At 46.7% G+C, this 25,395-nt stretch carries 24 protein-coding genes and 1 tRNA gene; 13 read left to right on the top strand and 12 right to left on the bottom strand.

Annotated elements, in window-relative coordinates; translation table 11 throughout:
• Positions 1–117 precede the first annotated feature (117 nt).
• The 3 genes from BM202_RS18340 to BM202_RS18330 form a co-directional block, all read right to left on the bottom strand.
• Positions 118–1,290 (bottom strand): TIGR03364 family FAD-dependent oxidoreductase, encoded by a 1,173-nt coding sequence (locus tag BM202_RS18340; protein WP_093828693.1) that lies wholly within the window; start codon positions 1,288–1,290, stop codon positions 118–120.
• Between the two features lie 66 nt (positions 1,291–1,356).
• Positions 1,357–2,094 (bottom strand): HAD family hydrolase, encoded by a 738-nt coding sequence (locus BM202_RS18335; RefSeq protein ID WP_093828691.1) that lies wholly within the window; start codon positions 2,092–2,094, stop codon positions 1,357–1,359.
• A 120-nt stretch (positions 2,095–2,214) separates the two neighbouring features.
• A complete protein-coding gene (locus BM202_RS18330) occupies positions 2,215–3,702 on the bottom strand; it encodes a nicotinate phosphoribosyltransferase (RefSeq protein ID WP_093828689.1) in 1,488 nt (495 codons plus the stop codon).
• Between the two features lie 150 nt (positions 3,703–3,852).
• Here BM202_RS18330 and rpoN point away from each other — a divergent pair, with 150 nt between their 5' ends.
• From rpoN to BM202_RS18305, 5 genes are all read left to right on the top strand, one after another.
• Positions 3,853–5,298 (top strand): RNA polymerase factor sigma-54, encoded by a 1,446-nt coding sequence (gene rpoN, locus BM202_RS18325; RefSeq protein ID WP_093828687.1) that lies wholly within the window; start codon positions 3,853–3,855, stop codon positions 5,296–5,298.
• A gap of 128 nt (positions 5,299–5,426) precedes the next feature.
• On the top strand, positions 5,427–6,065 hold the full coding sequence (locus BM202_RS18320; RefSeq protein ID WP_317039701.1) for a hypothetical protein: 639 nt from the start codon (positions 5,427–5,429) through the stop codon (positions 6,063–6,065).
• Between the two features lie 112 nt (positions 6,066–6,177).
• Positions 6,178–6,975 carry an enoyl-CoA hydratase/isomerase family protein gene (locus BM202_RS18315; protein ID WP_093828685.1) on the top strand — a complete coding sequence of 266 codons (798 nt, stop codon included), beginning with the start codon at positions 6,178–6,180 and terminating at the stop codon, positions 6,973–6,975.
• A 66-nt stretch (positions 6,976–7,041) separates the two neighbouring features.
• Positions 7,042–7,115, top strand: a tRNA-Arg gene (locus tag BM202_RS18310).
• Between the two features lie 98 nt (positions 7,116–7,213).
• Positions 7,214–8,077, top strand: coding sequence for a hypothetical protein (locus tag BM202_RS18305; RefSeq protein WP_093828683.1), 864 nt, complete (start codon positions 7,214–7,216; stop codon positions 8,075–8,077).
• A 44-nt stretch (positions 8,078–8,121) separates the two neighbouring features.
• On the opposite strand, the gene BM202_RS18300 is transcribed toward BM202_RS18305, so the two are convergent.
• The 3 genes from BM202_RS18300 to BM202_RS37285 form a co-directional block, all read right to left on the bottom strand.
• Positions 8,122–8,682 carry a hypothetical protein gene (locus BM202_RS18300; protein WP_093828681.1) on the bottom strand — a complete coding sequence of 187 codons (561 nt, stop codon included), beginning with the start codon at positions 8,680–8,682 and terminating at the stop codon, positions 8,122–8,124.
• 177 nt (positions 8,683–8,859) lie between these two features.
• The gene (locus BM202_RS18295) at positions 8,860–9,339 is read right to left on the bottom strand and encodes a hypothetical protein (RefSeq protein ID WP_093828679.1); all 480 of its coding nucleotides are present in this window, start codon (positions 9,337–9,339) and stop codon (positions 8,860–8,862) included.
• Positions 9,340–9,912: 573 nt separating this feature from the next.
• Entirely contained in the window at positions 9,913–10,152 is a 240-nt protein-coding gene (locus tag BM202_RS37285) for a hypothetical protein (protein ID WP_177236623.1), read from the bottom strand.
• Between the two features lie 894 nt (positions 10,153–11,046).
• Here BM202_RS37285 and BM202_RS18280 point away from each other — a divergent pair.
• Together BM202_RS18280 and BM202_RS18275 are read left to right on the top strand one after the other, a co-directional pair.
• Complete coding sequence (locus tag BM202_RS18280) at positions 11,047–13,299, top strand: GH92 family glycosyl hydrolase (RefSeq protein ID WP_245776711.1); 2,253 nt, start codon at positions 11,047–11,049, stop codon at positions 13,297–13,299.
• Between the two features lie 98 nt (positions 13,300–13,397).
• Complete coding sequence (locus BM202_RS18275; protein WP_093828671.1) at positions 13,398–14,264, top strand: sugar phosphate isomerase/epimerase family protein; 867 nt, start codon at positions 13,398–13,400, stop codon at positions 14,262–14,264.
• An 87-nt stretch (positions 14,265–14,351) separates the two neighbouring features.
• Here the strand turns inward: BM202_RS18275 and BM202_RS18270 are convergent, their stop codons facing one another.
• Complete coding sequence (locus tag BM202_RS18270; RefSeq protein WP_093828669.1) at positions 14,352–14,822, bottom strand: lipocalin/fatty acid-binding family protein; 471 nt, start codon at positions 14,820–14,822, stop codon at positions 14,352–14,354.
• Positions 14,823–14,999: 177 nt separating this feature from the next.
• On the opposite strand from BM202_RS18270, the gene BM202_RS18265 reads away from it, so the two are divergent.
• From BM202_RS18265 to BM202_RS18255, 3 genes are all read left to right on the top strand, one after another.
• A complete protein-coding gene (locus BM202_RS18265) occupies positions 15,000–15,896 on the top strand; it encodes a helix-turn-helix domain-containing protein (protein ID WP_245776707.1) in 897 nt (298 codons plus the stop codon).
• Positions 15,897–15,967: 71 nt separating this feature from the next.
• Positions 15,968–16,387, top strand: coding sequence for an ester cyclase (locus BM202_RS18260; protein ID WP_093828667.1), 420 nt, complete (start codon positions 15,968–15,970; stop codon positions 16,385–16,387).
• Between the two features lie 30 nt (positions 16,388–16,417).
• Positions 16,418–16,762 carry a YciI family protein gene (locus BM202_RS18255; protein WP_093828665.1) on the top strand — a complete coding sequence of 115 codons (345 nt, stop codon included), beginning with the start codon at positions 16,418–16,420 and terminating at the stop codon, positions 16,760–16,762.
• Between the two features lie 68 nt (positions 16,763–16,830).
• On the opposite strand, the gene BM202_RS18250 is transcribed toward BM202_RS18255, so the two are convergent.
• A complete protein-coding gene (locus BM202_RS18250; protein ID WP_093828663.1) occupies positions 16,831–18,078 on the bottom strand; it encodes a DUF5009 domain-containing protein in 1,248 nt (415 codons plus the stop codon).
• Positions 18,079–18,238: 160 nt separating this feature from the next.
• On the opposite strand from BM202_RS18250, the gene BM202_RS18245 reads away from it, so the two are divergent.
• On the top strand, positions 18,239–19,582 hold the full coding sequence (locus tag BM202_RS18245; RefSeq protein WP_093828661.1) for a DEAD/DEAH box helicase: 1,344 nt from the start codon (positions 18,239–18,241) through the stop codon (positions 19,580–19,582).
• 206 nt (positions 19,583–19,788) lie between these two features.
• Here BM202_RS18245 and BM202_RS18240 read toward each other — a convergent pair whose 3' ends face one another.
• The 4 genes from BM202_RS18240 to BM202_RS18225 form a co-directional block, all read right to left on the bottom strand.
• Positions 19,789–20,487, bottom strand: coding sequence for a DUF4097 family beta strand repeat-containing protein (locus BM202_RS18240; protein WP_093828659.1), 699 nt, complete (start codon positions 20,485–20,487; stop codon positions 19,789–19,791).
• A 24-nt stretch (positions 20,488–20,511) separates the two neighbouring features.
• Entirely contained in the window at positions 20,512–21,288 is a 777-nt protein-coding gene (locus BM202_RS18235; RefSeq protein ID WP_093828770.1) for a DUF4097 family beta strand repeat-containing protein, read from the bottom strand.
• Positions 21,289–21,438: 150 nt separating this feature from the next.
• The gene (locus BM202_RS18230; RefSeq protein WP_093828657.1) at positions 21,439–22,230 is read right to left on the bottom strand and encodes a HEAT repeat domain-containing protein; all 792 of its coding nucleotides are present in this window, start codon (positions 22,228–22,230) and stop codon (positions 21,439–21,441) included.
• Positions 22,214–22,732, bottom strand: a complete 519-nt coding sequence (locus BM202_RS18225) for an RNA polymerase sigma factor (protein WP_093828655.1) — start codon at positions 22,730–22,732, stop codon at positions 22,214–22,216. The genes BM202_RS18230 and BM202_RS18225 overlap by 17 nt, the downstream gene beginning before the upstream one ends.
• A gap of 185 nt (positions 22,733–22,917) precedes the next feature.
• Here BM202_RS18225 and BM202_RS18220 point away from each other — a divergent pair, with 185 nt between their 5' ends.
• Positions 22,918–24,060 (top strand): DEAD/DEAH box helicase, encoded by a 1,143-nt coding sequence (locus tag BM202_RS18220; protein ID WP_093828653.1) that lies wholly within the window; start codon positions 22,918–22,920, stop codon positions 24,058–24,060.
• A gap of 143 nt (positions 24,061–24,203) precedes the next feature.
• Positions 24,204–25,361, top strand: a complete 1,158-nt coding sequence (locus tag BM202_RS18215) for a T9SS type A sorting domain-containing protein (protein ID WP_093828652.1) — start codon at positions 24,204–24,206, stop codon at positions 25,359–25,361.
• Positions 25,362–25,395: the final 34 nt, after the last annotated feature.

Here is a 25,395-nt window from a genome sequence, read left to right as displayed (position 1 = left end):
TTCCTGCAAAAGTAGAGTTCCGATATTACCTCAATATTGACCAATCATCAATGGTTTGTGAACAGATGTTGGGGAGATTTCACATGAATTTAACAGGTATGAAATAAGCGCTTATTTCTACAGCGCAGCTGTGTTCTTAGGTAACCCCAACCACTGCTGAACACTTTCCTCGGCATAACCCGCGCCTGAACTCATGCCCTTGCCGCCAATACCCGTTACGATGCGAATGTTCTCGTCGACGTTGTGTTCGAAGATTTCGTCTTTCGTCTGGCTATAAAACCCCGCCCATGTTTTTTTAATCGTTAGCGGGAACGTAGCAATTCGCCGGGCTTCGGCCAGCATCAGATCGTTGATGAAATCCTGCGTGTGGTAGCCCAGATCTTCGGCCTGTGTCGCGTCGGCGTATTCGTGCGAATCGCCCACGATGATGGAGCCGTCTATGGCCTGCTTGAACAGAATATGAATGCCCCACTTTTTGAGTTCAGCCAGATGCTCGGGCGTGCGAGCCATGACATTGGCATAGGACGGGCACTCCTGAAAAGCTTCATACCGACGTATCGTTAAGCCGGTCAGGATGTTGCCGGGTAAGGAAAGGCCGGAAACCGGCTCGGCCAGCAGCATTTGTAATTTACTTACTACCAGTCCGGCATCGGCCAGAACGTTGGGGAATAACAAGCGTACTTCGTGGCCGCTGCAAATCAGCACCCGATTAGCCTGGAACCGCTCCCGATTGCTCAGCGTAACGATGGCACCACTGTAATTGGATTGCACGTCAATGACGGCTGAACCGGGTCGGTAATCAACGTCATATTTCTGCTGAACAAAGGCAATCAGCCGGTGAATCATCTGCTCCGGCTCAACGCTCATCTCCTGGGGAAAGAAAATTCCACCCACTACGTAGTCGGATTGCAACGACGGGTATTTGGCCAGACATTGGGCTTTGGTCCATAACTCGCTGGTATAGCCGATACCTTGGTAACGGTCGTGGAGTTCATTGGCCAGTGTCCATTCGTCGGCATCGGACGCGATATAGATCGTGCCATTTTGCCGGACGGTCAGGTCGGTTTGGCGCTGAATATTTTTGTAGATTTCCAGGCTCCGACGGCCATAGTCGAACCAGCGCCCGGCCAGCCCCGACGGCACTACCTGCCCAAAATTGCGTACCGTCGCGCCAATTGGATAACGGTCTTTTTCGAGCAACAACACGCGTTTACCGGCTTTGGCGGCATGGTAAGCATGGAACGTGCCGAGCGCACCCGAACCAATAACTATTAAATCGTAGGAAGGCATTTTTCAGGAGGAAAGGGGAGAAAGGGAGGGTGTATAAACAAAACAATTGCCCCCTCCTTTCTCCTTCTATACATTAATCGTTTCTTCTCTGGCGGTGATCAGGGCAGGTAATTCATGAAGAGAACCTAGCAAAAGATCGTGCGGATAGGCATCTAATTGATCACGCGAGTGCGTACCATTCGTGAGCCCCAGATTCAGCGCAACGCCAGCCGCCCGGCCCGACAGCAGATCAGAAGGCGTATCGCCAATATTGATGACGGCTTTTGGACTCGTTACATTGAGGATACGCATCGCCCGTTCAATCATGTCCGGATAGGGCCGTCCGCGTTCGACTTCGTCGCTGGCAATGGAGAGTTGAATGAAGCTGTCGGGACTGCCGATACGTTGGTCATCTAAGCCGTCGAGCCAGCCCAGTTTCTCCAGAATAATATCGGTTACGACCCGATAAAAACCGGTTGTCAGAGCAATTTGAATACCACGCTCGCGCAGGTAGGCAAACGTTTCCAGACAACCTTCGGTGGGGGTGGCGCCCTGCGTGCGGTAATGATTTTCCAGAATCCGGCGAAAGGCATCATACGATACGTCTACCTGCGGCTGTATGTCCGGGTGATCGTTGCCCAATTGTTCTTTCCACAGCGTTTCGAACACGTAGCGCTTAGCTAAGCCCTGCATGGCCAGAATCCGCTCGTCGGAAACAGACAAGCCTGTTTCGGTGGCTGCCTTGGCAAAACACCGTTCTACTTCGTGGTGGTCGGTAACGGTTGTTCCGGCCATATCGAAAACCACTAATTCAATTGGTTGCATGGGTAGAAAAGTCAGGGGAAAAGTCAACAAAACAACAGAAACTTTCGCTACGGTTAACTTTTGCCCTATTAAGAAATAAAGAATTTGTCTGGCCTCGTCTGGCCATTTTATACGTAACGATTACGCTGACTCGCCCCGTAAGGCCAAAATCAAATTCGTTTTCAGTTCGTGTAGGTGCTTTTCCAGACCGACCGGATAGATGTGCGGGTTCACAAACCGTTTTACACCCGGATGCAGACTGGCTAATTGCGTTTGCACCCGATCGCGCACTGAGTGAATATCGGGCAAAACATACACCTGCTTGCCATTCTGAAAAATAGGAACTAACAGGTTTTCGTAGGGCTGACCAGCATTGAAACGGCGTCGTTTGGTGAAGTCCATCGGATCGATCATGACGGTGCCTTTCCCTGTCGTCGGCTGATCCAGCTCGTTCGTTTCCGAATCGAAAATCATATCGGCCAGAAAGCCACGATCGTCCAGATACCGACGCACCTGCTGAATTCCCGGTGTCGAAATTTTAATGGCCTGCTCCGACAGTTTCATTTTGTAATCCCAGCGGTCCGACACTTCATTGCGGAAAGCGGCCAGTTTATACACACCACCCAGCGCCGGTTGATCGAAGGCCGTAACGAGTTTGGTGCCCACGCCCCAGATGTCAATTTTAGCGCCCTGCTGCTTCAGACTATTGATAATTGTTTCGTCCAGATCGTTGCTGGCTACGATGGACGTATCCTGAAAACCGGCTTCATCCAGCAGTTTGCGGGCTTCAATGCTCAGATACGCCAAATCGCCGGAGTCAAGCCGGATGCCGGATAATTTATGGCCGCGCGCGACCAGTTTTTTGCCCGTTTCGATCGCATGCCGGACGCCCTGTAACGTATCATATGTATCGACCAACAGTGTTACGTTGTTAGGCATCATTTCGGCATACGTATCAAATGCCTGCTGTTCGGTATCGAACGACATCACCCAACTGTGCGCGTGCGTACCCCGAACCGGAATGTCGTAGAGCTTCCCGGCCAGTACGTTGGACGTCGCATCGCAACCACCAATGTAAGCCGCCCGGCTGGCCGTCATGCCACCATCGAACCCCTGCGCCCGACGCAATCCAAATTCCAGCAGGGAATCTTTCTCGGCCACTAACCGGAGTCGGGCGGCTTTGGTCGCAATTAACGACTCGAAATTGATGAGATTCAGTAGGGGGGTTTCCAGCAACTGGCACTGTAAAATCGGGCCGCGTACCCGAACCAGCGGCTCATTCGGAAACACGACCGTTCCTTCCGGAATCGCGTCGATGCTGCACGTGAGCTTCAGGTTGGCCAGATAATCCATAAACTCTTCCTCGAACATCGGCGCATCATCGTGACCAGTGAGCGTGCGGAGGTAGCGCAGGTCTTTTTTTGAGATACCGAAGTTATTGATGTAGCCAATTACGTTCGCTAAACCGCAGGCTATCGTAAAGCCGCCACCGAACGGATTTTTGCGAAAATACAGATTAAAAACGGCTTCTTTTTCGGCCGTTTTCGACTTCCAGTAGCCATAGGCCATCGTTACCTGATAGAGATCCGTCAGCAAACTTAGCGACGTATCGTAAAGCTTATTTGTCATAGGTAACGAAGGTACTATTCAGTGGCTTTACAGAAAATTAATCGGGACAAAAACAAAAATCTCACTACTTTGGTCTGATAATTGTAAGGGCCGATTTGCCTATGACTGATTCTACTCAACGTAACTGATTAATCGACAGACAATACCATCATGCAGAAGTTAAGCCTTTCTCAGTCCCTTCAGCAAAAACTATCTCCGCAGCAGATCCAGTTTATTAAACTGCTGCAGATTCCAACGGCTGAACTGGACACGCGCATAGAAGAGGAGCTGGAAATAAATCCAGCCCTTGAAGAGGGAATGGATGAGGAGTATGAGCCAAAAGAGGAAGACCCATTTGATGACGGAGATGATTACAAGGAACGCGACGACGAGCTGGACATAGACGGATATATCAAGGACGAAGACTACGCCGGATACAAAATGCAGGGCGATGGTAATTATGCCGAGGAGGATCGTGATATGCCACTGGCCACTAGTTCAAACCTCACCGATGCGTTGATGCAGCAGTTTGGCTATCTGGATTTAAGTGAAGAGCAACGTATCATTGGGTTGCAGCTGATTGGGAGTATTGAAGCCGATGGCTATATCCGTCGATCCATACAGGCCATCGTGAATGACCTCGCTTTTTCGCAAAATATCTTTACCGATACCGACGAAGTCGAAGAGGTGCTGCACAAGATTCAGTCGTTCGATCCGCCGGGCATTGCCGCCCGAACGTTACAGGAGTGCCTGATTCTGCAACTTCGGCGCAGAGACCAGAGTGACCCGTATGTAGGGCTGGCCATTCGGATTATCAATGAATTCTTTGATGAGTTCTCCCGAAAACACTACGACAAAATTCAGCACCGACTCAACATCAGCGATGAAGCCCTCAAACGGGTCGTTGATATTATCATCAAACTGAATCCTAAACCCGGCTCGGTGGAAGGCGAATCGGGCACCGTGCAATACCTGATTCCCGATTTTATTCTGACGAACAGTAGCGGTAAACTCGAACTGTCGCTAAACTCAAAAAATGCGCCAGAGCTACGGATCAGCCGCTCGTTTTCCGATATGCTCGATACGTATGACAAGAGCAAGAAACAGAATAAAGTCCTGAAAGAAACGGTATCGTTTGTGAAGCAGAAACTAGACGCGGCCAAGTGGTTCATTGACGCCATCAAGCAACGTCAGCAAACGCTGCTTAGAACCATGAACGCCATTGTGCGCTTCCAGTACGACTTTTTCCTGACGGGCGAAGAGTCCCGCCTACGGCCCATGATCCTAAAAGACATTGCCACGATGATCGACATGGACGTATCGACAGTCTCGCGGGTGGCTAACAGCAAATCAATTCAGACGGAGTTTGGTATCTATCCGCTCAAGTATTTTTTCTCGGAAGGTATTTCAACCGACTCAGGCGAAGATGTCAGCAGCCGTGAGGTAAAGAATATCCTGAAAGAACTGATCGATAATGAACCAAAACTCCATCCGCTATCGGATGATAAACTTGAAACAATTTTGAATGAACGGGGATACAACATTGCCCGGCGGACGGTCGCCAAATACCGCGAGCAACTCAATATTCCCGTTGCCCGTTTACGAAAAGAACTATAAAAAATGATGAATTATTAATGATGAATGATGAATGAAAGCAGTTAGTAACTTTGCTAAGTTCACAAGATCAGTTATCATTCGTTAGCTAAGCACCTTATCATTCATAATTCATCATTACCTGTAACTCATTGACAAATTCTTTTGCTCGCTTTCTGTCGGTTATTCTCCATCCCTTGCTGATGCCGACGATCCTGTTTGGTTTATTGCTGTTTCAGGTGCCCGCCGTGCTGGGTATGGATGCATTTTCCAAGTCCTTACGCCTTAGCCTGCTCGTGCTAATTTTTGTGGGTACGTTTATGGTGCCGTCGTTACTGATTTATTATCTCTACCGCAGTGGGTACGTCAAAAGTTTGCTACTTACCAGTCTGGCCGACCGCCGATTGCCGTATTTCCTGATAGGCATCGTTTACCTGTTTGTGGCGTATCTGTTCGCGTTTCAGATGCAACTCATCTCAACCCTTGCGCCCGAAGTGGGGATTATGATCGGTAGTATGGCGGTATCCATTCTATTTGTCGGGATTATTAGTTTGTCCTGGCAAATTAGCGCTCACACGGTTGGTATCGGGGGTGTTGTTGGCCTCATTGCCTGCATCATGATTAAATTTGGCATAACAGACCTGTTTTTTCCACTGCTTCTGCTTGTGCTCCTGACAGGCCTGGTTGCAAGTGCCCGGCTGCAACTCAACGCCCACACGCCAGCTCAGATCAGTGCCGGACTAGCGCTGGGATTGAGCATAAGTTTATTCACCGTATTCTGGTTCATGTAGGTTTAAACACAGAGATAACAGAGATTTACACGAAGAACACAGAGCAAATTGAAAGAACATAGTATTCTCTGTGCTCTCCGTGTACATCTCTATTAGCTCTGTGTTTACCCTTATGTTCGAAAATCTTCTCTACGAGGTGACGGATTCCGTTTGCCGGATCACCCTAAATCGCCCCCAGGTTTATAACGCTCTCAGTCCGGGGCTGATTCGCGACATCACAGCCGCTGTTGAAGCCGCTGGTGCCGACGATCAGGTACGCGTGGTCGTTATTACCGGCGCAGGCGACAAAGCCTTCTCATCGGGTGCCGACCTGAAAGAAGGTGTTACCAGTGCGATGTCGACGGGAGGACAACTTCAGTTGGGCGAATCGCTACGCACAACGTATCACCCCATGATTCGGGCCATCCGCAACTTGCCAAAGCCCGTTATTGGCCGAATCAATGGCGTAGCGGCTGGAGCGGGTTGCTCGCTGGCGTTAGCCTGCGACCTGGTGATTTGTGCTGATGAATCTTATTTTAGTCAGATATTCGTAAACATTGGTCTGATGCCCGATGCCGGTTCAACATTTTTCCTCCCCCGGTTGATTGGCCCACAACGGGCGTTTGACCTGTGTAGCACGGGTCGCCGTGTCTATGGCCCCGAAGCCGCCCGGATAGGATTGGTGAGCCGTTCGGTTCCATCGATTGAATTGGACGAAGCCGTTACTAACGTAGTAGCCTATTATGCCACGGCTCCAACTCGCGCCATTGGAGCCATGAAACAAGTTTTGAATCAATCGTTTTACTCTAATCTCGACCGTCAGCTGGATCAAGAGGCTGATAATCAGGATATATTAGGTGGTTCGGCAGACGCAGCTGAAGGTATTGGTGCTTTTTTGATGAAGCGCAAGGCAAATTTTTCAGGGAAATAGGTTGACAAACGTCTTTTTTCTACCTACTTTTGCACTCCCAATCAACGGGAAATGCTTTATAGCAATGCATTTGTAGCTCAATTGGATAGAGCACCTCACTACGGATGAGGAGGTTTGGGGTTCGAATCCCTACAAGTGCACATCTAGTTAAGACAACCCGCTAATTATCAAATAATTAGCGGGTTGTCTTGTTGTTGGGGGACGAAATAGGGGACGGTTTTGTAAAAATTGAGCAAATATGTTTGAAAGTATACTAAGTCAATTCCTTCTTGATGTAATACCTGCCTACAAGGAATATATTTCTATAAATAATAATGCAATTCTTGACAATGGTGCTGACATCCGTAAAGGTTTAGAGGCATCAGTTAGCCTTTACCATTTTGGAGAACACTATGCACAATGCCTTAATCAAGATTTTAAAAAGGTAGTAAAGCCAAGATTAGTCAATCTGTGTACAGATTATTCACTTTTAGGAAATGTCGCCGATGTGCGTAAGCATAGATTTTTAGACAGACAAAACCCCAAATTTCTATCAGCGAATAGTATGATAGAAAAATATATCATTACAAAATACAATGATGAATCTGGGGAGTATCAAGACACAGAAAAATCAATTGAGATTACTCTAATCGATGGCGTAAAAAGACAATTAATGGATGTGTTAACTAATGTTATGAATATGTGGTATGCTGAATTATATAATGAAAATATTATTAAAAAAATTGAATATCATTCTAATTATGTATACGGAGTCAGGCAAAAGAAAAACAGAAATGCAGTAAAAGATGTCGAATTGCACCAAACATCAGGATTAGGGTTAAATATGCAAATGGTATTTCAGGTGTATGATAACAACACGAGTAAAATCGTTCCTTTGACTACTGGAGAACGTATGCTCCGATTTGGCTATATAGATAATGATACTGGTTTGCACGCTGAAACTGATCTGCCATTTATAGAAACTGAATATATTGAACTCCAACAATTAGGCTCTGAACAAGAAAGACTTGAATACAGCAGAAAAATTGCTAAAAAGAAAGGTGTAACTGACAGATTAATGCTGCAACTAAATGCAGCAAAAATCAATAGAAAAAATATTTAAAAGTAAATTTTGTTATTAAGTCTTTCAGATAGAATTTGGTAAACTTAAGGAGAATGCACCTTACGTATAAGCTCCCCATCTTGATAATAGTCAATTCGATAAGATTTTCCGGATATTAAGGTATCGAACTCGATGTAAGCGCCGAGTTTGTATTTTAAATGGTTTTCATGTGAGTCTGATGTGTAGTGACGCAATTTTAACCTATCAAACTCGTCGTTTACTAAACGGCCCTTGTATTTCTTTTTGATTTCTATTAATAGTAAATTATTCTCGTTTTCTCGGCGTTTATGAACTATTATATCAGGATATACAGATAGAGTTTGAAACTCCTTATCATTTTTTACCTTTTGATTAATTTTTGTTAATTTATCACTTAAAAATTTTAAACTCTTTTTGTAATTATTAGCTGTATTTTCAACGTCACCATTATATTCAAAATCCACGTCAAGATTAAGACAGAGTGGGTATATTCTGTCCCCTAGGTATACTGCAAGTTTATGTGATATAGTCCGCTCATGTAGATTTTTTGTGATCAGATCTGAGTCTTTTCTATATAATTCGTCAATTGAGTCTATAAGTATATTATGCAATTCATCTGTTCCCATAATTTATTAAGTTAATTATTGGTTTATATGCGTATATTATTGTATAAAGACATGCTCAATACATAAATACTTATTTTGTGAATTATATGCTATAGGTCAGTCAATATTTTAAAGGATTTACTTTACATCCTTTTCCAATAAGAATTGATATAGTAATCATTGCACCAAATGATTGATTTAAGATAATATATTCTCCGCCATATCATCTGGTTTTACGACAACTATAAGGGTAGAACTGTAGACATCTATCTTTAAGTTATCTATATTTTTTTGCCTCCTCCTATTACCATATATCTCGGGGTACTTATTTTTCATGACAAAAATCAAGGTTTCCGGCCTTATATTACGAGGATTGATTTCTAGCTCCTCTTCATTGATTGTGTCCTTATTTTTTAGACCTGTAATACAGGCTATTAGTACAGTTTCATAGAAATGCATGCCGCTGGCCCTAGCTACACGTATTTTTTCGGTCTGCATCATGGAAGTAGACGCGTACTTTTTCATTGTCCTGTAATCACATGCACCAAAGCTCTCTTGATTTAATCCCTTAGTTAAGTGGATACAGTAATCCTCAAAAAATGTATCTAATTGTTCCTGTGAGTAGGCATTTACTTTATGACCAGCAACAAACCGGCCTAACTTGTTGCGGTCTTTCATACTAATAGGTTTTTAAACTGTCGTTTACGTCTGTTACTATCGACGTTTCTAACATTATGGCATATTGAACTAGCCCACTTTTCTATATTATCTGTATCTTGTTGTTTGGGAGTTAGATAGCGTTCTGCCAATTTATTGAAAAGGTTCTCGTCTTGAGTATGCAGCATTTTAACTGTTGCCTCTGATATAAAACGGCTACAAGGTTTTCGACTGCTAATATTGATACCTGTGATTAAAAAGGTCTTATACGTTTGTATAGATGTGATATTGTCAGAATGGGTTGAATCTAGTTTGTCCCAATATTCCACTAAACCTAAAGGGTAATTTTGGGACATTTTGCCATTTTCCGAATCGATAGTTTCAGGGTACTTACTTGTCTTATGTGACTTTACATACCTACTGCTAAGTCTGCATTCCACCATATATTCATATGGGGTGGAATGCGGACTTAGCAGTAGTCTTCAACCAAAATGCTCATCTTAGGCCTTTCGGTTATAAAAAGAATAGCCCACTAATCGAATTTTTACGTCCAGTAAAAACGGCCCATTCGCTGTACACTTAAACGGTAAAAATCTATTGCATCCCCTTCCCGACTCGAATGAAGCGATTGCCACAAGCATAGCAGTAAAATCGTTGTGATGGCACTATAAAATCTAATGCCTTTGCCCAGGAGGGGCGTTTAATCCGATCAGGATGATCATCTTTACAAACCGGGCAATGGCTTTGGAAAGTAGCGTGCCGGAGAAATTCGCGGATAAAGAGTGCCAGTAACAGAGTGGCGCTCCCAATGACAAGATAGTGAGCCAATTTCATGATTTAGGTTGTACGTTTACTGCCACAAGTTAACGTTTACCTAATAATGAGAACATAATAATGGTTGTCTATTGAGGGCTTATTTATTAGGAGGTTATTTTGATAGAAGCTGATCCAATTATTCATCTTTTTTATCCTATAGCTGTCTAGTAAAAACGGGCTACTGCTCGGATAAATTAAACTGTCTGGCTGCCTTTTCAAGAAGAAGTAGTTTTATTTTATCACTGGTTTCTGACTTGGTATTAAATTTTTCGTGGGTACGCCCCCCTTTCGGACAAATTAGTAGTATCGAATGATCATTCTTGATAGCGTTAAGTTTAGATTGACACACTGGGCAGTAAGCTCTAAGTCGACTGGCCGTCCATTGCTTGTGGGTAGCGTCCCATCGCCAATGCCACCGCCATATCCAGTATACGAACACATCTTCCCGATAGGTGAATAGTTTGAGATTCCTGGACTTTATCAAGACGTATTTAACAGTAAATACGGTAATGTGCCAACTCAAGCTCATTATTCCCCAGAGCCGAGTTAAAGCATTTCTAACGGGTGTTTCCATGCGTAATTTCCAATTTCAAAAATCTAGCTAAATATACTTTCACTTACATATTTATAGGTATAAGTTAATAAGTATTTATTCTAGTAAACTTGATTTGATGGAAGATCTATATAATATAGTAAAGATTTACTATGATTATGCGTTGTCGATCTTTCAGGTGTATGGAAAATCGTTGGTATTCTGTTAGTAAAAAGTTGGTCATTTGCTCCTTCTTCTGAAGTCAGCCAACTAGTAATCGCTGGTATCTACCCTAAACTCCCCACGGGCCTGGCTAAACGGGCTGTTACCTTTCACGTGATTGTATGAAAAAGATCGTTTGCTTTCTTGTCTGGACAGTTATGTCTGTAGTTGCACATGCCCAGCCAGTAGCTCAGTCGACCGATTGGGTAGAACTGGTCAATCCACTCATTGGTACTGATTCCAAGCCCAGTTTATCGAATGGCAATACGTATCCGGCTATTGCCCTGCCCTGGGGTATGAATTTCTGGATGCCACAAACCGGCAAGATGGGTGATGGTTGGGCCTATACGTATGCTGCCGACAAAATCCGGGGGTTTAAACAGACGCACCAGCCATCACCCTGGATGAACGATTACGGTCAGTTTTCGATCATGCCCATGACCGGAAAGTTACGTATCAACGAAGACGAACGCGCCAGTTGGTATTCACACAAAGCCGAAATCGTTAAACCGTACTATTATAGTGTGTATCTGGCCGATCACAACGTCACGACCGAAATTGCACCGACCGAGCGGGCCGCCAGCTTTCGTTTTACGTTCCCGAAAACCGACAGTTCATTTGTAGTAGTCGACGCCTTCGATAAAGGATCGTACGTGAAAATCCTGCCGAACGAGCGGAAGATCATGGGCTACACAACCCGCAACAGCGGTGGAGTGCCAGCCAACTTCAAAAACTATTTCGTCATATACTTCGACAGGCCTTTCGCTACGTCGCAAACCTGGCGTGAGAAAACACTGAGCAACGCATTGGAAAGTGAGTCTACGCACGCAGGAGCCGCCATCCGGTTTAAAACCAGTAAAGGCGAACAAATTCTGGTGCGCGTTGCTTCATCATTTATCAGCTATGAGCAGGCCGAACTGAACCTCAAAGAAATTGGGTCCGACACGTTCGATGCCGTTAAAGGGAAAGCTAAACTCGCCTGGAATAAGGAGTTGAGCCGAATTCAGGTGGAAGGCGGCTCGCTGGGGCAGATGCAAACTTTCTATTCGTGCCTGTACCGCTCGTTGCTCTTTCCCCGGAAGTTTTACGAACTCGATGCCAGCCAGAAAGTCGTGCATTACAGTCCCTACAACGGCAAAGTTTTGCCCGGTTATATGTTCACTGATACGGGTTTCTGGGATACGTTCCGGTCGCTGTTTCCGTTTCTGAATCTGATGTATCCGTCGCTGAATGCGCAGACACAGGAAGGTCTGGCCAATGCCTACAAAGAAGGCGGCTGGTTGCCGGAATGGGCCAGTCCGGGACTGCGCAACACCATGATCGGCTCCAACTCGGCCTCTGTCATTGCCGATGCCTACCTGAAAGGCGGACGGGGTTACGACATCAACGCGCTGTATGAAGCTGTACTGAAAAATTCGGAAAAGGAAGGCCCAATGGATGCCGTTGGACGGCGGGGTGCTACGTATTACAACGAGCTGGGTTACGTTCCCTACGACGTTAAGATCAATGAAAATGCTGCCCGGACGCTGGAATACGCGTACGATGATTTTGCCATCTACCAACTGGCTAAAGCGCTCAAACGTCCTCAGAGCGAGATTGATCGCTTTGCCAAACGGAGTCAGAACTATAAAAATCTGTTTGACCCCAAAACAGGGCTGATGCGCGGCAAAAACAAAAATGGCTCGTTTCAGTCGCCATTTAATCCGTTTAAATGGGGGGATGCCTTCACGGAGGGCAATAGCTGGCATTATACCTGGTCGGTTTTTCATGATGTGCAGGGATTGATTGGGCTGATGGGTGGTCCACAAAAATTTGTGACGAAACTAGACTCGGTTTTCACCATGCCGCCCGTGTATGACGAGACGTATTACGGAAGCGTTATCCACGAAATTCGGGAAATGCAGATTGCCAACATGGGGCAGTATGCGCATGGCAATCAACCCATCCAGCACATGATTTACCTGTACAACTACGCCGGAGAGCCCTGGAAAGCGCAGTACTGGCTTCGTGAAGTCATGGATCGGCTATATCTGCCAACGCCGGACGGGTACTGTGGCGACGAAGATAACGGTCAAACATCGGCCTGGTACGTGTTTACGGCCATGGGTTTTTATCCGGTTTGTCCCGCTACTGATCAGTACGTAATGGGTGCTCCGCTTTTCAAAAAGGTTACGGCAAACCTGGAAAATGGGAAACAGATTGTCATCAATGCGCCTGCCAATAGTGAGCAGAACCGCTACATCAACACACTACGTATGAACGGGAAACCGTATGGCAGAAACTGGCTGAGTCACCGGGAACTGATGCAAGGCGCTGTGCTGGATGTGGACATGTCGGCAACGCCAAACCAACAACGGGGGATCAAACCAGCGGATTTTCCCTATTCGTTTTCGACGGCGGAAGCAAAATAGGCGTTCGTCCGTTACGTTTTACATACTATCTGAACGGCTCGTCAGTAGCCGGAACCGTATTTTATCTTTTTTGCTGAACTAGTCCTTACCCTTACCTCATGCCTACATTACCATCATCGCCTGTTGGTTTCAACTTATTAGCCTGGTCGGCCCCCATTTCCGAGAAAATGCATCCTATTACGGAGCGTCTTAAAACAATCGGTTACGACGGGATTGAGTGTTTTATTGACTACCAGGACGTAGCGGCTTACCGGCAGTTTGGCGATCATTTGCGGCAATTGAATTTACAAAGCACCTGCGTGATGGTCATGAGTCCCGACGAAAATCCGGCGAGTGATTCACGCCAGATTCGGGATCAGGCGCTGACTCGACTGAAAGAAGCCATTGATCGGGCGCAGGCTATGGGTGCTTCGGTCATATGCGGACCGTTTCACTCGGCCTTTGCTATGTTCTCACGTCAGGAGCCCCAACCCGATGAGTATGAACGTAGTGCGGAGGTGCTTCATGCGGCTGGTGAATATGCCAGACAGGCCAACATTGTGCTGACGCCGGAGGCCCTAAACCGGTTCGAGTGCTATTTGTGCAACACCATGAGTCAGTTACTGGAACTGGTGCGCCGTGCCGATCATCCGAATGTGCGGGCCATGTTCGATACACACCACGCCAACATGGAGGAAAAGCGATTCCCGGATGCCATACGTACCATTGCGCCCGTGCTGGCTCACGTTCACATCAGCGAAAACGACCGCGGTACACCCGGCGACGGACACATTCCCTGGGACGATACGTTTCGAACCTTGGCCGAAATCAACTATACCGGCTGGATGACCATCGAAGCCTTCACACGAAACGATACTGCGTTTGCGAATTCGATAAACGTCTGGCGGGAATACAACGACCCCTGGGACATCGCCGAAAATGGTTTCACCTTCATCAAAACGATGCAGGCTAAATACGCGAAGTGATCGTTTGCCAGCTTGATGATGTGATTTTAACAAGCCGAAAGTCTTGAACTTTCGGCTTGTTCTGTTTTATGGTATTGACCTAAATAATTACCTTACAGGCAGCTCCTTCAGGTTGATTATGTGTTTGGCTAACAGCGGGTTGTCGGCCATTAACGACTTGATATGATAAAGAGTTTTGTCGGGAAGTTGCTGGCTCCGGCTGATAATATCGACACCTTCGGGGGTGAACAGCGTTCCTGAAAACCAGATAACCGCCCACTGGCCATCGGGGTCCTGCAAAACGACTTTCCATTTGCTACGTAGTACGCTTAAGGCTCCTTTCCCGCGCCAGACAAAAGCCGACGAATCGCTCGGGTCCTGATAATCGAAACCAGTCAGCGTTTTTGACCCGCCTTTTTTTACGTACTTGACTTCGTCGAGCAGTACGTTGGTGTCGCCTTTTTTCTCCGCGATTGAATACGTAAACGTAGGATTGAGTTTGTCGCCTTTCAGCCACATCGGAAAGTTCGTACTGCAAATAAACCAAGTCCCAACCAGTGCTTGAAGTAAGTGTGTCATAAGAAACGATGAGTGGTCAACTGGAAACGGTAAACGATGAATGTCAATTATCGGCTTTTATTCTGGCAGACAAGTACGTAATTTTAACTAATAGAGCGCCGGGTAGTTTATCGAATGCGTTAACAGCCAGGCCAAAAAGCACCCATTGCCATTGGTTTTAACAGTCTATATTGAAGCATGATTTTCTCCCCGCAGAAAGACGTAGCGATTAAGCAGTATTCGTTACAGGAAAGTAGTAGCCTTGGTAATACGGTTTTTGACATCGTCGAAGCGAAGGGCGAATTCATTCGGCGTAAATCCAACTTCCTGGTACCACATCGCAAGGACTTCTACTTTTTTTGTCTGGTACGGAACGGTAGCAGTCGCCACTGGGTGGATTTTGTGCCGTATACATTGCAACCCAATATGTTCTATTTTTCGTCGCCACAGCAGGTGCAAGTGAAAGAGAAAACCGAACCAATGACCGGTATTATGCTCTCGTTCACAGAGGAATATCTACAGCTTGAGGGCAATCAGGTGCTTCGGAAACTGCCTATCATTCAAAATCCCGATAATGCCCATGAACTGGCGCTGGCGCCCGCGCATATGCAGTTTCTGGAAGAGTTGCTGGGCAAAATGTTAGTGGAGTTTAATACCGAACATAGCTGGCGAAACACCATGCTGCAATCGTATGTCAACGTATTGCTGATTTATTTGAGCCGTTTGTACATCGACCAATCTCAGACTGTTCAGCGTTCTCCAGACCGGGGATTGTTGAAAAAATTCAGTGCGTTTATCGACAGCCATTACAGCACGCTGCATCAGGTAGCCGATTATGCCGATCTGCTGAACCTAACACCAGGCCATCTGAATGATCGCATAAAGCAGCAAAGTGGCAAAACGGCCATTGAGCACATCCACGAACGATTGGTGCTGGAAGCAAAACGTCGACTCTTACATACCGATCTTTCGGCCAAAGAAATTGCCTGGCAACTGGGTTTTGAGGATGATGCGTACTTCCACCGATTCTTCAAGCGCCTGACCGGTGAGACGCCTGCTACGTTCCGGACGACGATCCGCGAAATGTACCATTGAAACCGACATACAGCCAGTAACCAACCCCACTGAGTGCCGTAGCTTTGTGACCTCAACAAGCACAACGTAGCATGGACTCAGAAGTAGAAAGGAACAAGGCTATTGTCACCCGGTTTAATAAGGAAGCAATTGAAGAAGGACGCCTTGCCGCTTTCGACGAATTGATTGACGATTCGTTTATCAATCACACAGCACCCGCCGGAATGCCGCGGGGCCGGGACGGGATGATACGTTTCATCCTCGACGTACTGCGACCTGCTTTTCCCGATCTACGCGTTGAAATCTACGATCAGGTCGCGGAAGGGGATAAAGTCGTTACCCGAAAAGCTTTTCATGCCACCCACGCTGGTACGTTCATGGGCGTTCTAGCTACAGGTAAAACCATTCGCTTTCCGGTAATCGACATTGTGCGGTTAGGCGACGGTAAATACATTGAACATTGGGGCATTCGCGATACCCATTCCGTTCTGCAACAGATCACCCAGTCTTAACAAGCCTTCCATTTTTGTATGATTAGGCAGATGAAAACGTACCTCATTTTGATTCGTGAACCGGATGGTCGTGCCACCATCCCCTCCGCCGAAGAAACGCGCCAGCACCAACTTGACTGGAAAGCCTGGATAGATGATTTATTGGCGAAAGGTCATTGGGAAGGTGGTCAGTCGTTAACACTTGCGGGTAAAGTCATACGACCAACGGCCTCGGGTCCAGAGATTACAGAAGGTTTGTATCGGGTAAATGGGCAGGAAATTGTGGGTGGTTACCTATTGCTCAAAGCCACTGATTTTGACGAAGCCGTTGCCCTTATGCAAACCTGTCCTGTTTTCGACACCGATGGATTTGTGGAAATTCGGGAGACAAGGTGAGGGTTATTACCTTTTCCTAAGTAGTTCTTTTTGAATCACTGGATTAAAGCCCGGTGATTCAAAAAGAACTACAATTTTAGCTTAATTTTCAGTCTTCCCAACACAGCCGTAATGCCGACGATCAGAAAGGCGAACAGGAGCGATTTAACAAGGCCAACACCGCCAGTTTTTAGGGATTCGGGTAGTGAAAGGGCAGATAAATCGACCAGGCTGTAGTAGAGGTAAGGGAGTACGTAACAGGTTAGTGTGCTTGTTCCGGCGGGTTTAATAGGGTCAAACCAGGACGCTTTCCCGTTCATGTCGACCAGCCAGTAAATGCCGGCGTAAACGATAAAGCCAATGCCGCAAGACAGGAGAATCCAGGTGGGTGTGGCTTGAATTTTTGAGATAATAAAGAAGTTTCTGGCCAGGAATCCAGCGACGAGAAACAGGATGCCTATGCCCGTGAAAAGTAAAGGTAATTGCTGAGTTTTGCCCATGCGCTGTACCCGTGTCAGGAGCAACGTCGCTAGTATTCCAGCGAAGGCAAATGCATTGAAGGCACCATTGTCCAGGGTCCAGTTGCGTGGGCCGTCGGGCCAGAGTGCGTGTAGCCAACCCGCATGACCAGCTATGGTCAATACGGTGAAAAACAGCCAGGAAATGAGTAGCAGAATCGGTTGTTTGTAGAGAAATAAATAGAGGATGGAACAGGTAAAGTACGTCCAGCCGATCAAACCTAAAATCCCCCACCACTGGGGCGTCATTCGGGTTAAAGCATCATCAGGACCACCTCTGAAAATCACAGCCAGATAAGCCAGTAATCCCACGCCCAGTAATTGCAGCGCCGTGAAAACTGTTTTTAAGACGTCTTCGCGTTTGGGGTATTGATTCCAGATCAGAAAAAAGCCCAGTACCATTAAAATTTGATACCACTCAACACGCATTCCTGTAGCCTCCGCGTTCAGGTCGGGCGTATTAACGGTGAAGACGCCCATCACCAGTAACGCAATCGATCGAAGCGTAATGTGCCAGATGATTTGTAGATAAGAATCGCCTTTGTCGAGCCGCTGGCGGATGGAAAAGGGAATCGACATCCCGACGATAATCAGGAAACAGGGGAACACTACGTCCGAAAACCCCAGGAAATCCTGGTCCGCATGAGCGTGTTCAAGCCAGATGGGAATGCCCGATAAGGTGCCAAAATCATTGACAAAAATCATGATCAGCATCGTCAACGCCCGGAAGACATCGATCGAAAACACACGTTTCAGCAATAAATCTACAGGTCTGGATGGGATGGACGTGGATACCCGCGAAGAATACGACTGGTTCATGAAATATAAATAAGACGGACGTCAGTATAAGCCGGTATTGACGGTATTCTATTCAATTTTTAGAAAACCTGGCTATATAGACGTATCGAGTTGATCCGTCGAAACAATGATGTCTTCAGCGAATAAGCCTACCTTCGTGGTTTATTTGACAGGCACAACTATGACTTTCGACGAACTGAATCTGAACAAACCGCTGCTGAACGCCTTAACCGATTTAGGGTATACGACGCCGACGCCCATTCAGCAAAAAGTATTCTCGGTTGTGATGTCGGGTAAGGATGTGTGCGGCATCGCGCAAACGGGTACGGGTAAAACAATCGCTTACTTGTTGCCGTGCCTGCGTCAGCTTCAATTTACAAAGGACAAGCTCCCGCAATTGCTGATCATCGTGCCCACGCGCGAACTGGTCGTGCAGGTCGTTGAAACAGTTAAGGAACTGACCAGCTACATGAACCTTGTGGTGGTGGGTATATATGGTGGCGTCAATCTGAAGCCGCAACTAGCACAAGTGCTACAGGGACTGGATATATTGGTCGCCACGCCCGGTCGCCTGGTCGATTTGATGACCAATGGAGCCATAAAGACAAAGTCCATCAAGAAACTGGTCATTGATGAAGTAGACGAAATGCTAAATCTCGGCTTTCGGACGCAATTGAAAATCGTGCTTGATCTATTGCCGCCAAAACGGCAAAACCTGCTGTTTTCGGCTACGTTGACCGACGAAGTAGAGCAGTTGATGCACACGTTTTTTACGAATCCGGTGCGGGTAGAGGCTGCGCCCGCTGGCACGCCGTTGGAGAATATTGAACAGACGGGCTACCTGGTTCCCAATTTCTACACGAAAATAAATCTGCTGGATCTGTTTTTGAGGCAGGATGATACCATGACTAAAGTCCTAGTTTTCGTGGCCACCAAGCAACTGGCCGATCAGGTTTACGATCAGATGGAAGAGAAGTTTCCGGGTGTTGTCGGTATCATTCATTCCAACAAAGCGCAGAACAAACGATTCGAAGCGGTTGATCAATTTAAGTCCGGTACGTACCGGATTCTGATTGCAACGGATATTATCGCCCGTGGCATTGACGTAGCCGACGTATCGCACGTGATCAACTTCGATATGCCCGACGTACCGGAGAACTACATTCACCGCATTGGGCGAACCGGGCGCGCCGACAAAAAAGGTATCGCCATTACGTTTATCAGGGAAAGCGAAAGCGAGCAGCAGGCCGCCGTTGAGCAACTGATGAATTACCAAATTCCGATGCTGGGCTTACCCGAGAATCTTGTCATTTCGGACGAGTTAACGGCTGATGAGAAACCTAAGGTTTACATGCCCAATATTGAAGTAAAAGTACCCAAACGGGAAGACGTCGGGCCTGCTTTCCACGAAAAAATTGACAAGAATAAAAAGGTGAATATTCGGCGCGATCATGCCGCCGAAAAGATGTTAAAATACGGCCGACCGATCAAGCGGGTAGGAGGGAAGAAAAAGCGGGGCGAGTGAGCCTAAGAAACCATCTGAAAAGCCCCTAAATCCCCTGAAGGGGACTTTGTTCACGCTCAAACAAAGTCCCCTTCAGGGGATTTAGGGGCTTTTATATACTACTTTCAATTAGGTACTGCGTATTACTCTCGACCGCCCTTCAGGGGGCTCAGGTTGAGAATAGTCGAGCAAAGCCCCTTCAGGGGCTGGGCGTAAAACGAAAAAATTCAATCCTTTTTTCGAAAATAAACGTTGTTGCTGATTGACTCCAGCCGTACGTCGGGGCCGCCACCATTCAGCGTTCCTTCGAGAAGGTAACCGACGATTGGGTGTTTCTCTTTCTTTTTGAAGCTGATATCCATATCGGAATATACCTCACCGGTAATGGTTTTCATCGCCAGATTGGCGCCCTTTGCTTTGGGCCAGCTCATGTCGACATAACCACTGATGGTCTTCGCAAAGACCGCCCCCGCTGCTCCCTGAATGTCAATATTGCCGTTGATCGTCTCAACTTTTAATTTGACCTGACGGGGCAGAAATACCTGGTAATTAATGTCGCTGCATACGTAGTAATCTTTGCCATTACGTTCCGTACGCCAGTGCGAGGACGTATTGCCGGGGCAATCTTCGGCTTTTCCTTCCTTTAGTAATTCATTGTCGAAATCGGTTTTCAGGCTGACCTCCCCCGATGTAGAACTGGACGTAACCAGCAACGCATCGTTCAGCTTCCCGCCGTTGATAGTCACCTCAATACGTATCGACATCGTCGGTTTATCCCAGTAACGAACCTGAATGCTGTCGGCAAACTTGAGGTTGAGGTTAACGCCCTGATTTGCCGAAACAGACAAGGTCTTTTCAATGATTTTCTGGGCAAAAGCTGGGCCGACGAGCAAGCTCAGCAGCAATGAATAGACGATCTTTTTCATGGGAATGAGGAGGGTTTGGATAAATCATTTTTGCTTCCGAATGTAGATATTGCTGTTGATCGTCTTCAGTTGGATTTCCACCCCACCTCCGTTTGTCGTGCCGTCGATGTTATTGCCACCACCCACTCTCGACATGCCGTCTTTTGTCGATTTTACACCCAGATCAAAATCGGTATACATTTCTCCATGAATCGATCGGAGCTTCATATTGGATTTGGAACTGGCAGGCATCGTAATGTCAATTGGGCCATTGATGGTCGATATCGCCGTTGGTTTCTCCTGACTCAATGCCGAATAAACAACCTTGATTTCGCCGTTGGTACTGTTGGCTACAATAGGCCCTGTTACGTTGTTGAGGTCAATGGAGCCATTATTGGTACGTACCTCCAGATCGCCATCCATATTGCTGATAGCGAGCGTTGAACTCTGCCAATTTGTTTGTTCAAAAAGTAGCGCGACCTTACGGGGAACCCGGATGGTGTATTTGATTGGTTTTCTCGTCGCTTTTTCGATTCTCAAACCTCCACTTTCCGTTGTCACAGCCAGACCAATACCGGAGTTATCGACCGCCGAATTATAGATGGGTTTTAGTCCTTTCGCCCGCTCGGGGGGAGCCTCGTAGCCCGATGCCTGAATGATGACATCGTCGCCATTGTGACCTTCGATTTTAATGTCGCCCGCGTCCATTTCAATCGTTACCTTTCGGTCTTTGGTATTCGCCAGCTTGGTTTTGTATTCCTGCGCCTTGGCACTGCTCAGGCACCATAACAGGCTGACACTTAGCACTAGGATCTTCTTCATGTTCATTAATTATTTGGAGTAAATGGTTGATTTTTTGAGAGTTAATGGGACGATGCAGGCACACACTTCCCTAGCCGTTCCCGACCATTGACCGGCTGAAACGAAAGTCTGTCTGTTCTTTGCAAAATCATGTGATTAAGCAGTTAGTGATTAGGAAGGAGACTTGCCGCCCTGAACCAGGTTGTTCAGCCCTTCCTGCGCTTTTTGGCGTACGACGTCCAGAACTTCCTGATTCTGAGCCAGCCGCTGAATTTCGTTGACCGCCCGCTTCTCTTTAATTGCCACCAACGCATCGATGAGCGTTAATTGGACGTTTGCATCGGTTTGAATCGTCAGCGATTGAATGAGTGCTTCGCGCACACCCGGTTCGTTCTCGAAGCGTGTCAGTGCCTGACAGGCCGCCAGTCGTACATTCACGTTGGCGTCGAAATTCAACGTATTGATCAGCAGCTGCGTAATATCACGGTCGGCCTGGGAGAGTTCGTAACTCTGATTCACGGCCTGGATACGTTCGCTGGCCGATGTTTTGGGATGCTGTTCGAAGGCCAGCACCTTTTTCATTTCGAGTGTCGGCATGGCATCACCCGAAGAAACCGTCTGTTGTGTACGTTGCTGATCAGATCGCCACTGGTCGTAAAATCGCCCGCCCGAAAAACCAACAATCAACAAAGCAAGACTGGCCGCCAGACGCATGAACCAGGTTGTCAGGCTACGTATTGGCCTTGGCTCAGGTGCCGTTAGCTTGTCTACCAGGCGATTGTTGAACGTAGCCGACGGATGCTGCGTCCGGGCTTCGGCGAAGTAGCGAAACGGGGCCGCATGCTCCAGCAAATGGGCTGGAATCGTTTCCTGCTGGAAAAACTGCCGCAATTCCTTTTCTTCGTCGAGGGTTGTTTCGCCCTCGTAATATTTCTCCAGGAGCTTTTCAATGTCCGGCTTCATAATTATTTGCTTTTACGTAACTCTCCCGCAGCCGTAGACGTGCCCGCGACAAAATCACCCGTATGTTATTGATGCTAAGGCCCGTTACCTGTTCGATTTCCTCAAACGAATACTCCTCAACATCGCGTAAATGGAGAATGAGCTTTTGTTGGGTGGGTAAATCCTCAACTAAGCGACGGATCAAGCCAGCACTGTCGGCTAATTCTACCTGCCGATAAGGAGAAACCCCCTCAGCCTCAAACTCCTTCAACCCAGCATCGTTGGCCATTTTCTGGTGCGCTGGCGATTTTAATCGATCCAGACACAGGTTCTTGGTCATTTGCACAGCCAGCGCTTCCACGCTATGGTACGTATCCAACTGCTGCCGATTGGTCCAAAGCCGCAACAATACGTCCTGTAGGGCATCCTCGGCTTCTTCGCGGTTGCGCAGAAACAGTTGAGCCAACCTAAAAAGGCGACCCTGAACAGGCAATATCCGTTGTTTAAAGGCTTGTAAATCCATTTCAATGACAAAGACGACTAAGTCAGGAAAACATTACAGCGTTGGGAAATATTTTTTAGAATTCTCCGTGATGATTGATCCATTTGGTTCTGCTACGTTGGCATTTGGATAACTGTTGACCAATAATCTCTGGGATTAAACTTACCTTCGTTGGGATAGAACACAACCCGAATTTATTCATACATATGCCTTTTTCATCGCTTGGTTTGTCTAAACCACTGCTGAAAGCAGTAGCCGAACAAAATTATACACAGTCGTATCCCATTCAGGAACAGGCGATTCCGGCGATTCTGGAAGGTAAGGATATTCTTGGGATCGCTAAAACGGGTTCGGGGAAGACCGCCAGTTTTGTGTTGCCCATTCTGGAATTGTTTCATCGGTCCAATGCCGTCAACAATAAATCACTTAGTGTATTGGTGCTGGTCCCAACGCGGGAACTGGCCGTGCAGGTAGCCGAAGTTTTTCAGGCATTTAGTCAGCATCTTCCCCAAAAAGTAAAAACGGTAGCGGTGTATGGTGGCGTGGCCATTAATCCTCAGATGGTTGCTGTATATGGAGCCGAAATTGTGGTTGCTACGCCGGGTCGACTGCTGGATCTGGTGGCCCAACGAGCGCTACGTTTGTCGGAAGTAGAGCTTCTGGTGCTGGATGAAGCGGATAAAATGCTGGATCTCGGTTTTGCCGATGAGATGGATCAGGTATTCGATCTGTTGCCCGAAAAACGGCAGACGATTCTTTTCTCGGCTACGCTCGGCGATGCGATTCAGGACATTAACGCTAATCTGCTCCATGAGCCCGTAAAAATTGAGATTGTCGAAGAGGAGCAGAATCTAGATTTAATCAAACAACTGGCCTATCGCGTTGATCCCGAACGGAAGGGGCCGTTGTTGCGGTATCTGATCAAAACCAGTGGCATGAAGCAGGTGCTGGTCTTTGTCTCATCGGTGCGCACAGCCGACAATCTGGTCGTCAAACTCAACAAGAACGGGATTCAGTCGGCAGCTATGCACAGCAAAAAAACACAGGGCTCCCGGATGGAAACGCTACGTCAGTTCAAAGCGGGAAAACTGACAGTAATGGTCGCTACGGATCTGATTTCCAGAGGCATTGACATTCAGTTTTTGCCCTATGTTATCAACTTCGAGCTACCCCGATCGCCGAAAGATTATATTCACCGCATTGGACGAACGGGCCGCGCCGAGGCCTCGGGGGAAGCAATTTCACTCATCTGCCCCGAAGATGAACATCACTTCAGAATTATCCAGAAAAAGATGGGCAAACGGGTCGAGATGATCGATACCGCAGACCTGAATTTGCTAAAATACTAGTGCGTCTATAGAAATAAGATAGGTTTTGTCGTCAGACACTCTGTAATAGTTTATTTAATAGTACTGTGAATCCTTTAAAAAGTTTCATATTATTACACGATAAATTATTTATAGTTACAACTATACCTGAAGACAAAATTCTTATGAAGACACGTTTTCCTTATGTTCGTTTTATCGCCCACCTATTTGTAATCAGTATTGTACTGATACGTCCGGCAGCAAGCTTTGGGCAGATTTATAGCAATACGTTTACTGGTACCGGAACGTGTCCAACACAGGGTAACGTACCGACAACGTCGACTACTGCTACAGGTACTCCATTGACGAGAAGTACGATTGGGTGCACTGTCAGCACGGGTGTATTTAACTCGACCGCCATAAATAACACCTCAACTATTAACGATGCCTCCTATATTGAGTTTTCTGTAACGGCTAATCCTGGGGCTCAACTAAACGTAGCGTCACTTAGTTTTTTCAGGCAGGCCAGTGCTACAGCTCCTAATCAGTTAGAAGTAAGGTATAGCACCGATGGTTTTGCTACATCAACCAGTTGGGTAAGTGCGCCAAATACACCAACAACCGGGACTATCATCACCTGGGATTTTGCCGACTTTACAGTGCCTTCTACAACTACGTTAACATTTAGGTTTTATCCATATGGTACGCAACGGGCAGATTTAACGGCTCCTGCTTCTTCATCTGCGGGGACATTCAGACTGGATAACGTTACGGTAAATGGCACGGCTCCGCTTCCCGTCAACTTGGTTTCGTTTGTCGGCAAATCCAGTAATAATTCGGTTGTATTAAACTGGGTAACGGCCTGGGAAAAGGAAAATCAGGGATTCGAAATTCAAAAAAGTACGAATGTCGAGAGCTTCGAAGCAGTTGGTTTTGTGGAAGGTAACCGGAGTACTCAAGTGCAGTCTGTTTATGAGTTTACAGATACCAATGTGCTGCCTGAGCAACTGTATTATTACCGGCTTAAACAGAAAGATACGGGCGGAGAATTTGCGTTCTCACAGATCACGGCGGTGCGAGCTGGGACGGGTGAACAGGAAGAAAAACCAACCATTTTCCCCAATCCAAGTCGAGGTAGTTTCACCCTTTCGGGCAGCACTCCAGACGCTACTGTCAAATTGTATTCAACGGCTGGAGTAGAAATTCCTATTCGTGTCAATCAGAGTGGAAACCCTAAAAGACTTGATGTGGCCGCCAGGTCAGTTTTATCTCCGGGCTTGTATTATCTAAACGTACATTCGGCTGATGGGAAAGCAAAAGTGCTAAAAGTGTTGATCTATTGATGAGTGTTGAGAAGCGACAAATAATATTGTTTCA

This window comes from Spirosoma endophyticum, from assembly GCF_900112365.1.
Taxonomy (GTDB): domain Bacteria; phylum Bacteroidota; class Bacteroidia; order Cytophagales; family Spirosomataceae; genus Spirosoma; species Spirosoma endophyticum.
This window is presented reverse-complemented; position numbering and strand designations above follow the sequence as displayed.

Bases quoted from the DNA above. Each gene is read 5' to 3' on its own strand.
- BM202_RS18300 (WP_093828681.1), bottom strand. From the start codon at position 8,682: ATGGGAACAGATGAATTGCATAATATACTTATAGACTCAATTGACGAA.
- BM202_RS18255 (WP_093828665.1), top strand. From the start codon at position 16,418: ATGAAAACGTACCTCATTTTGATTCGTGAACCGGATGGTCGTGCCACC.
- BM202_RS18225 (WP_093828655.1), bottom strand. From the start codon at position 22,732: ATGGATTTACAAGCCTTTAAACAACGGATATTGCCTGTTCAGGGTCGC.
- BM202_RS18220 (WP_093828653.1), top strand. From the start codon at position 22,918: ATGCCTTTTTCATCGCTTGGTTTGTCTAAACCACTGCTGAAAGCAGTA.
- BM202_RS18230 (WP_093828657.1), bottom strand. From the start codon at position 22,230: ATGAAGCCGGACATTGAAAAGCTCCTGGAGAAATATTACGAGGGCGAA.
- BM202_RS18245 (WP_093828661.1), top strand. From the start codon at position 18,239: ATGACTTTCGACGAACTGAATCTGAACAAACCGCTGCTGAACGCCTTA.
- BM202_RS18275 (WP_093828671.1), top strand. From the start codon at position 13,398: ATGCCTACATTACCATCATCGCCTGTTGGTTTCAACTTATTAGCCTGG.
- BM202_RS18315 (WP_093828685.1), top strand. From the start codon at position 6,178: ATGTTCGAAAATCTTCTCTACGAGGTGACGGATTCCGTTTGCCGGATC.
- BM202_RS18280 (WP_245776711.1), top strand. From the start codon at position 11,047: ATGTCTGTAGTTGCACATGCCCAGCCAGTAGCTCAGTCGACCGATTGG.
- BM202_RS18260 (WP_093828667.1), top strand. From the start codon at position 15,968: ATGGACTCAGAAGTAGAAAGGAACAAGGCTATTGTCACCCGGTTTAAT.
- BM202_RS37285 (WP_177236623.1), bottom strand. From the start codon at position 10,152: ATGAAATTGGCTCACTATCTTGTCATTGGGAGCGCCACTCTGTTACTG.
- BM202_RS18235 (WP_093828770.1), bottom strand. From the start codon at position 21,288: ATGAAGAAGATCCTAGTGCTAAGTGTCAGCCTGTTATGGTGCCTGAGC.
- BM202_RS18215 (WP_093828652.1), top strand. From the start codon at position 24,204: ATGAAGACACGTTTTCCTTATGTTCGTTTTATCGCCCACCTATTTGTA.
- BM202_RS18340 (WP_093828693.1), bottom strand. From the start codon at position 1,290: ATGCCTTCCTACGATTTAATAGTTATTGGTTCGGGTGCGCTCGGCACG.
- BM202_RS18270 (WP_093828669.1), bottom strand. From the start codon at position 14,822: ATGACACACTTACTTCAAGCACTGGTTGGGACTTGGTTTATTTGCAGT.
- BM202_RS18250 (WP_093828663.1), bottom strand. From the start codon at position 18,078: ATGAACCAGTCGTATTCTTCGCGGGTATCCACGTCCATCCCATCCAGA.
- BM202_RS18295 (WP_093828679.1), bottom strand. From the start codon at position 9,339: ATGAAAGACCGCAACAAGTTAGGCCGGTTTGTTGCTGGTCATAAAGTA.
- BM202_RS18305 (WP_093828683.1), top strand. From the start codon at position 7,214: ATGTTTGAAAGTATACTAAGTCAATTCCTTCTTGATGTAATACCTGCC.
- BM202_RS18335 (WP_093828691.1), bottom strand. From the start codon at position 2,094: ATGCAACCAATTGAATTAGTGGTTTTCGATATGGCCGGAACAACCGTT.
- BM202_RS18265 (WP_245776707.1), top strand. From the start codon at position 15,000: ATGATTTTCTCCCCGCAGAAAGACGTAGCGATTAAGCAGTATTCGTTA.
- BM202_RS18330 (WP_093828689.1), bottom strand. From the start codon at position 3,702: ATGACAAATAAGCTTTACGATACGTCGCTAAGTTTGCTGACGGATCTC.
- BM202_RS18240 (WP_093828659.1), bottom strand. From the start codon at position 20,487: ATGAAAAAGATCGTCTATTCATTGCTGCTGAGCTTGCTCGTCGGCCCA.
- rpoN (WP_093828687.1), top strand. From the start codon at position 3,853: ATGCAGAAGTTAAGCCTTTCTCAGTCCCTTCAGCAAAAACTATCTCCG.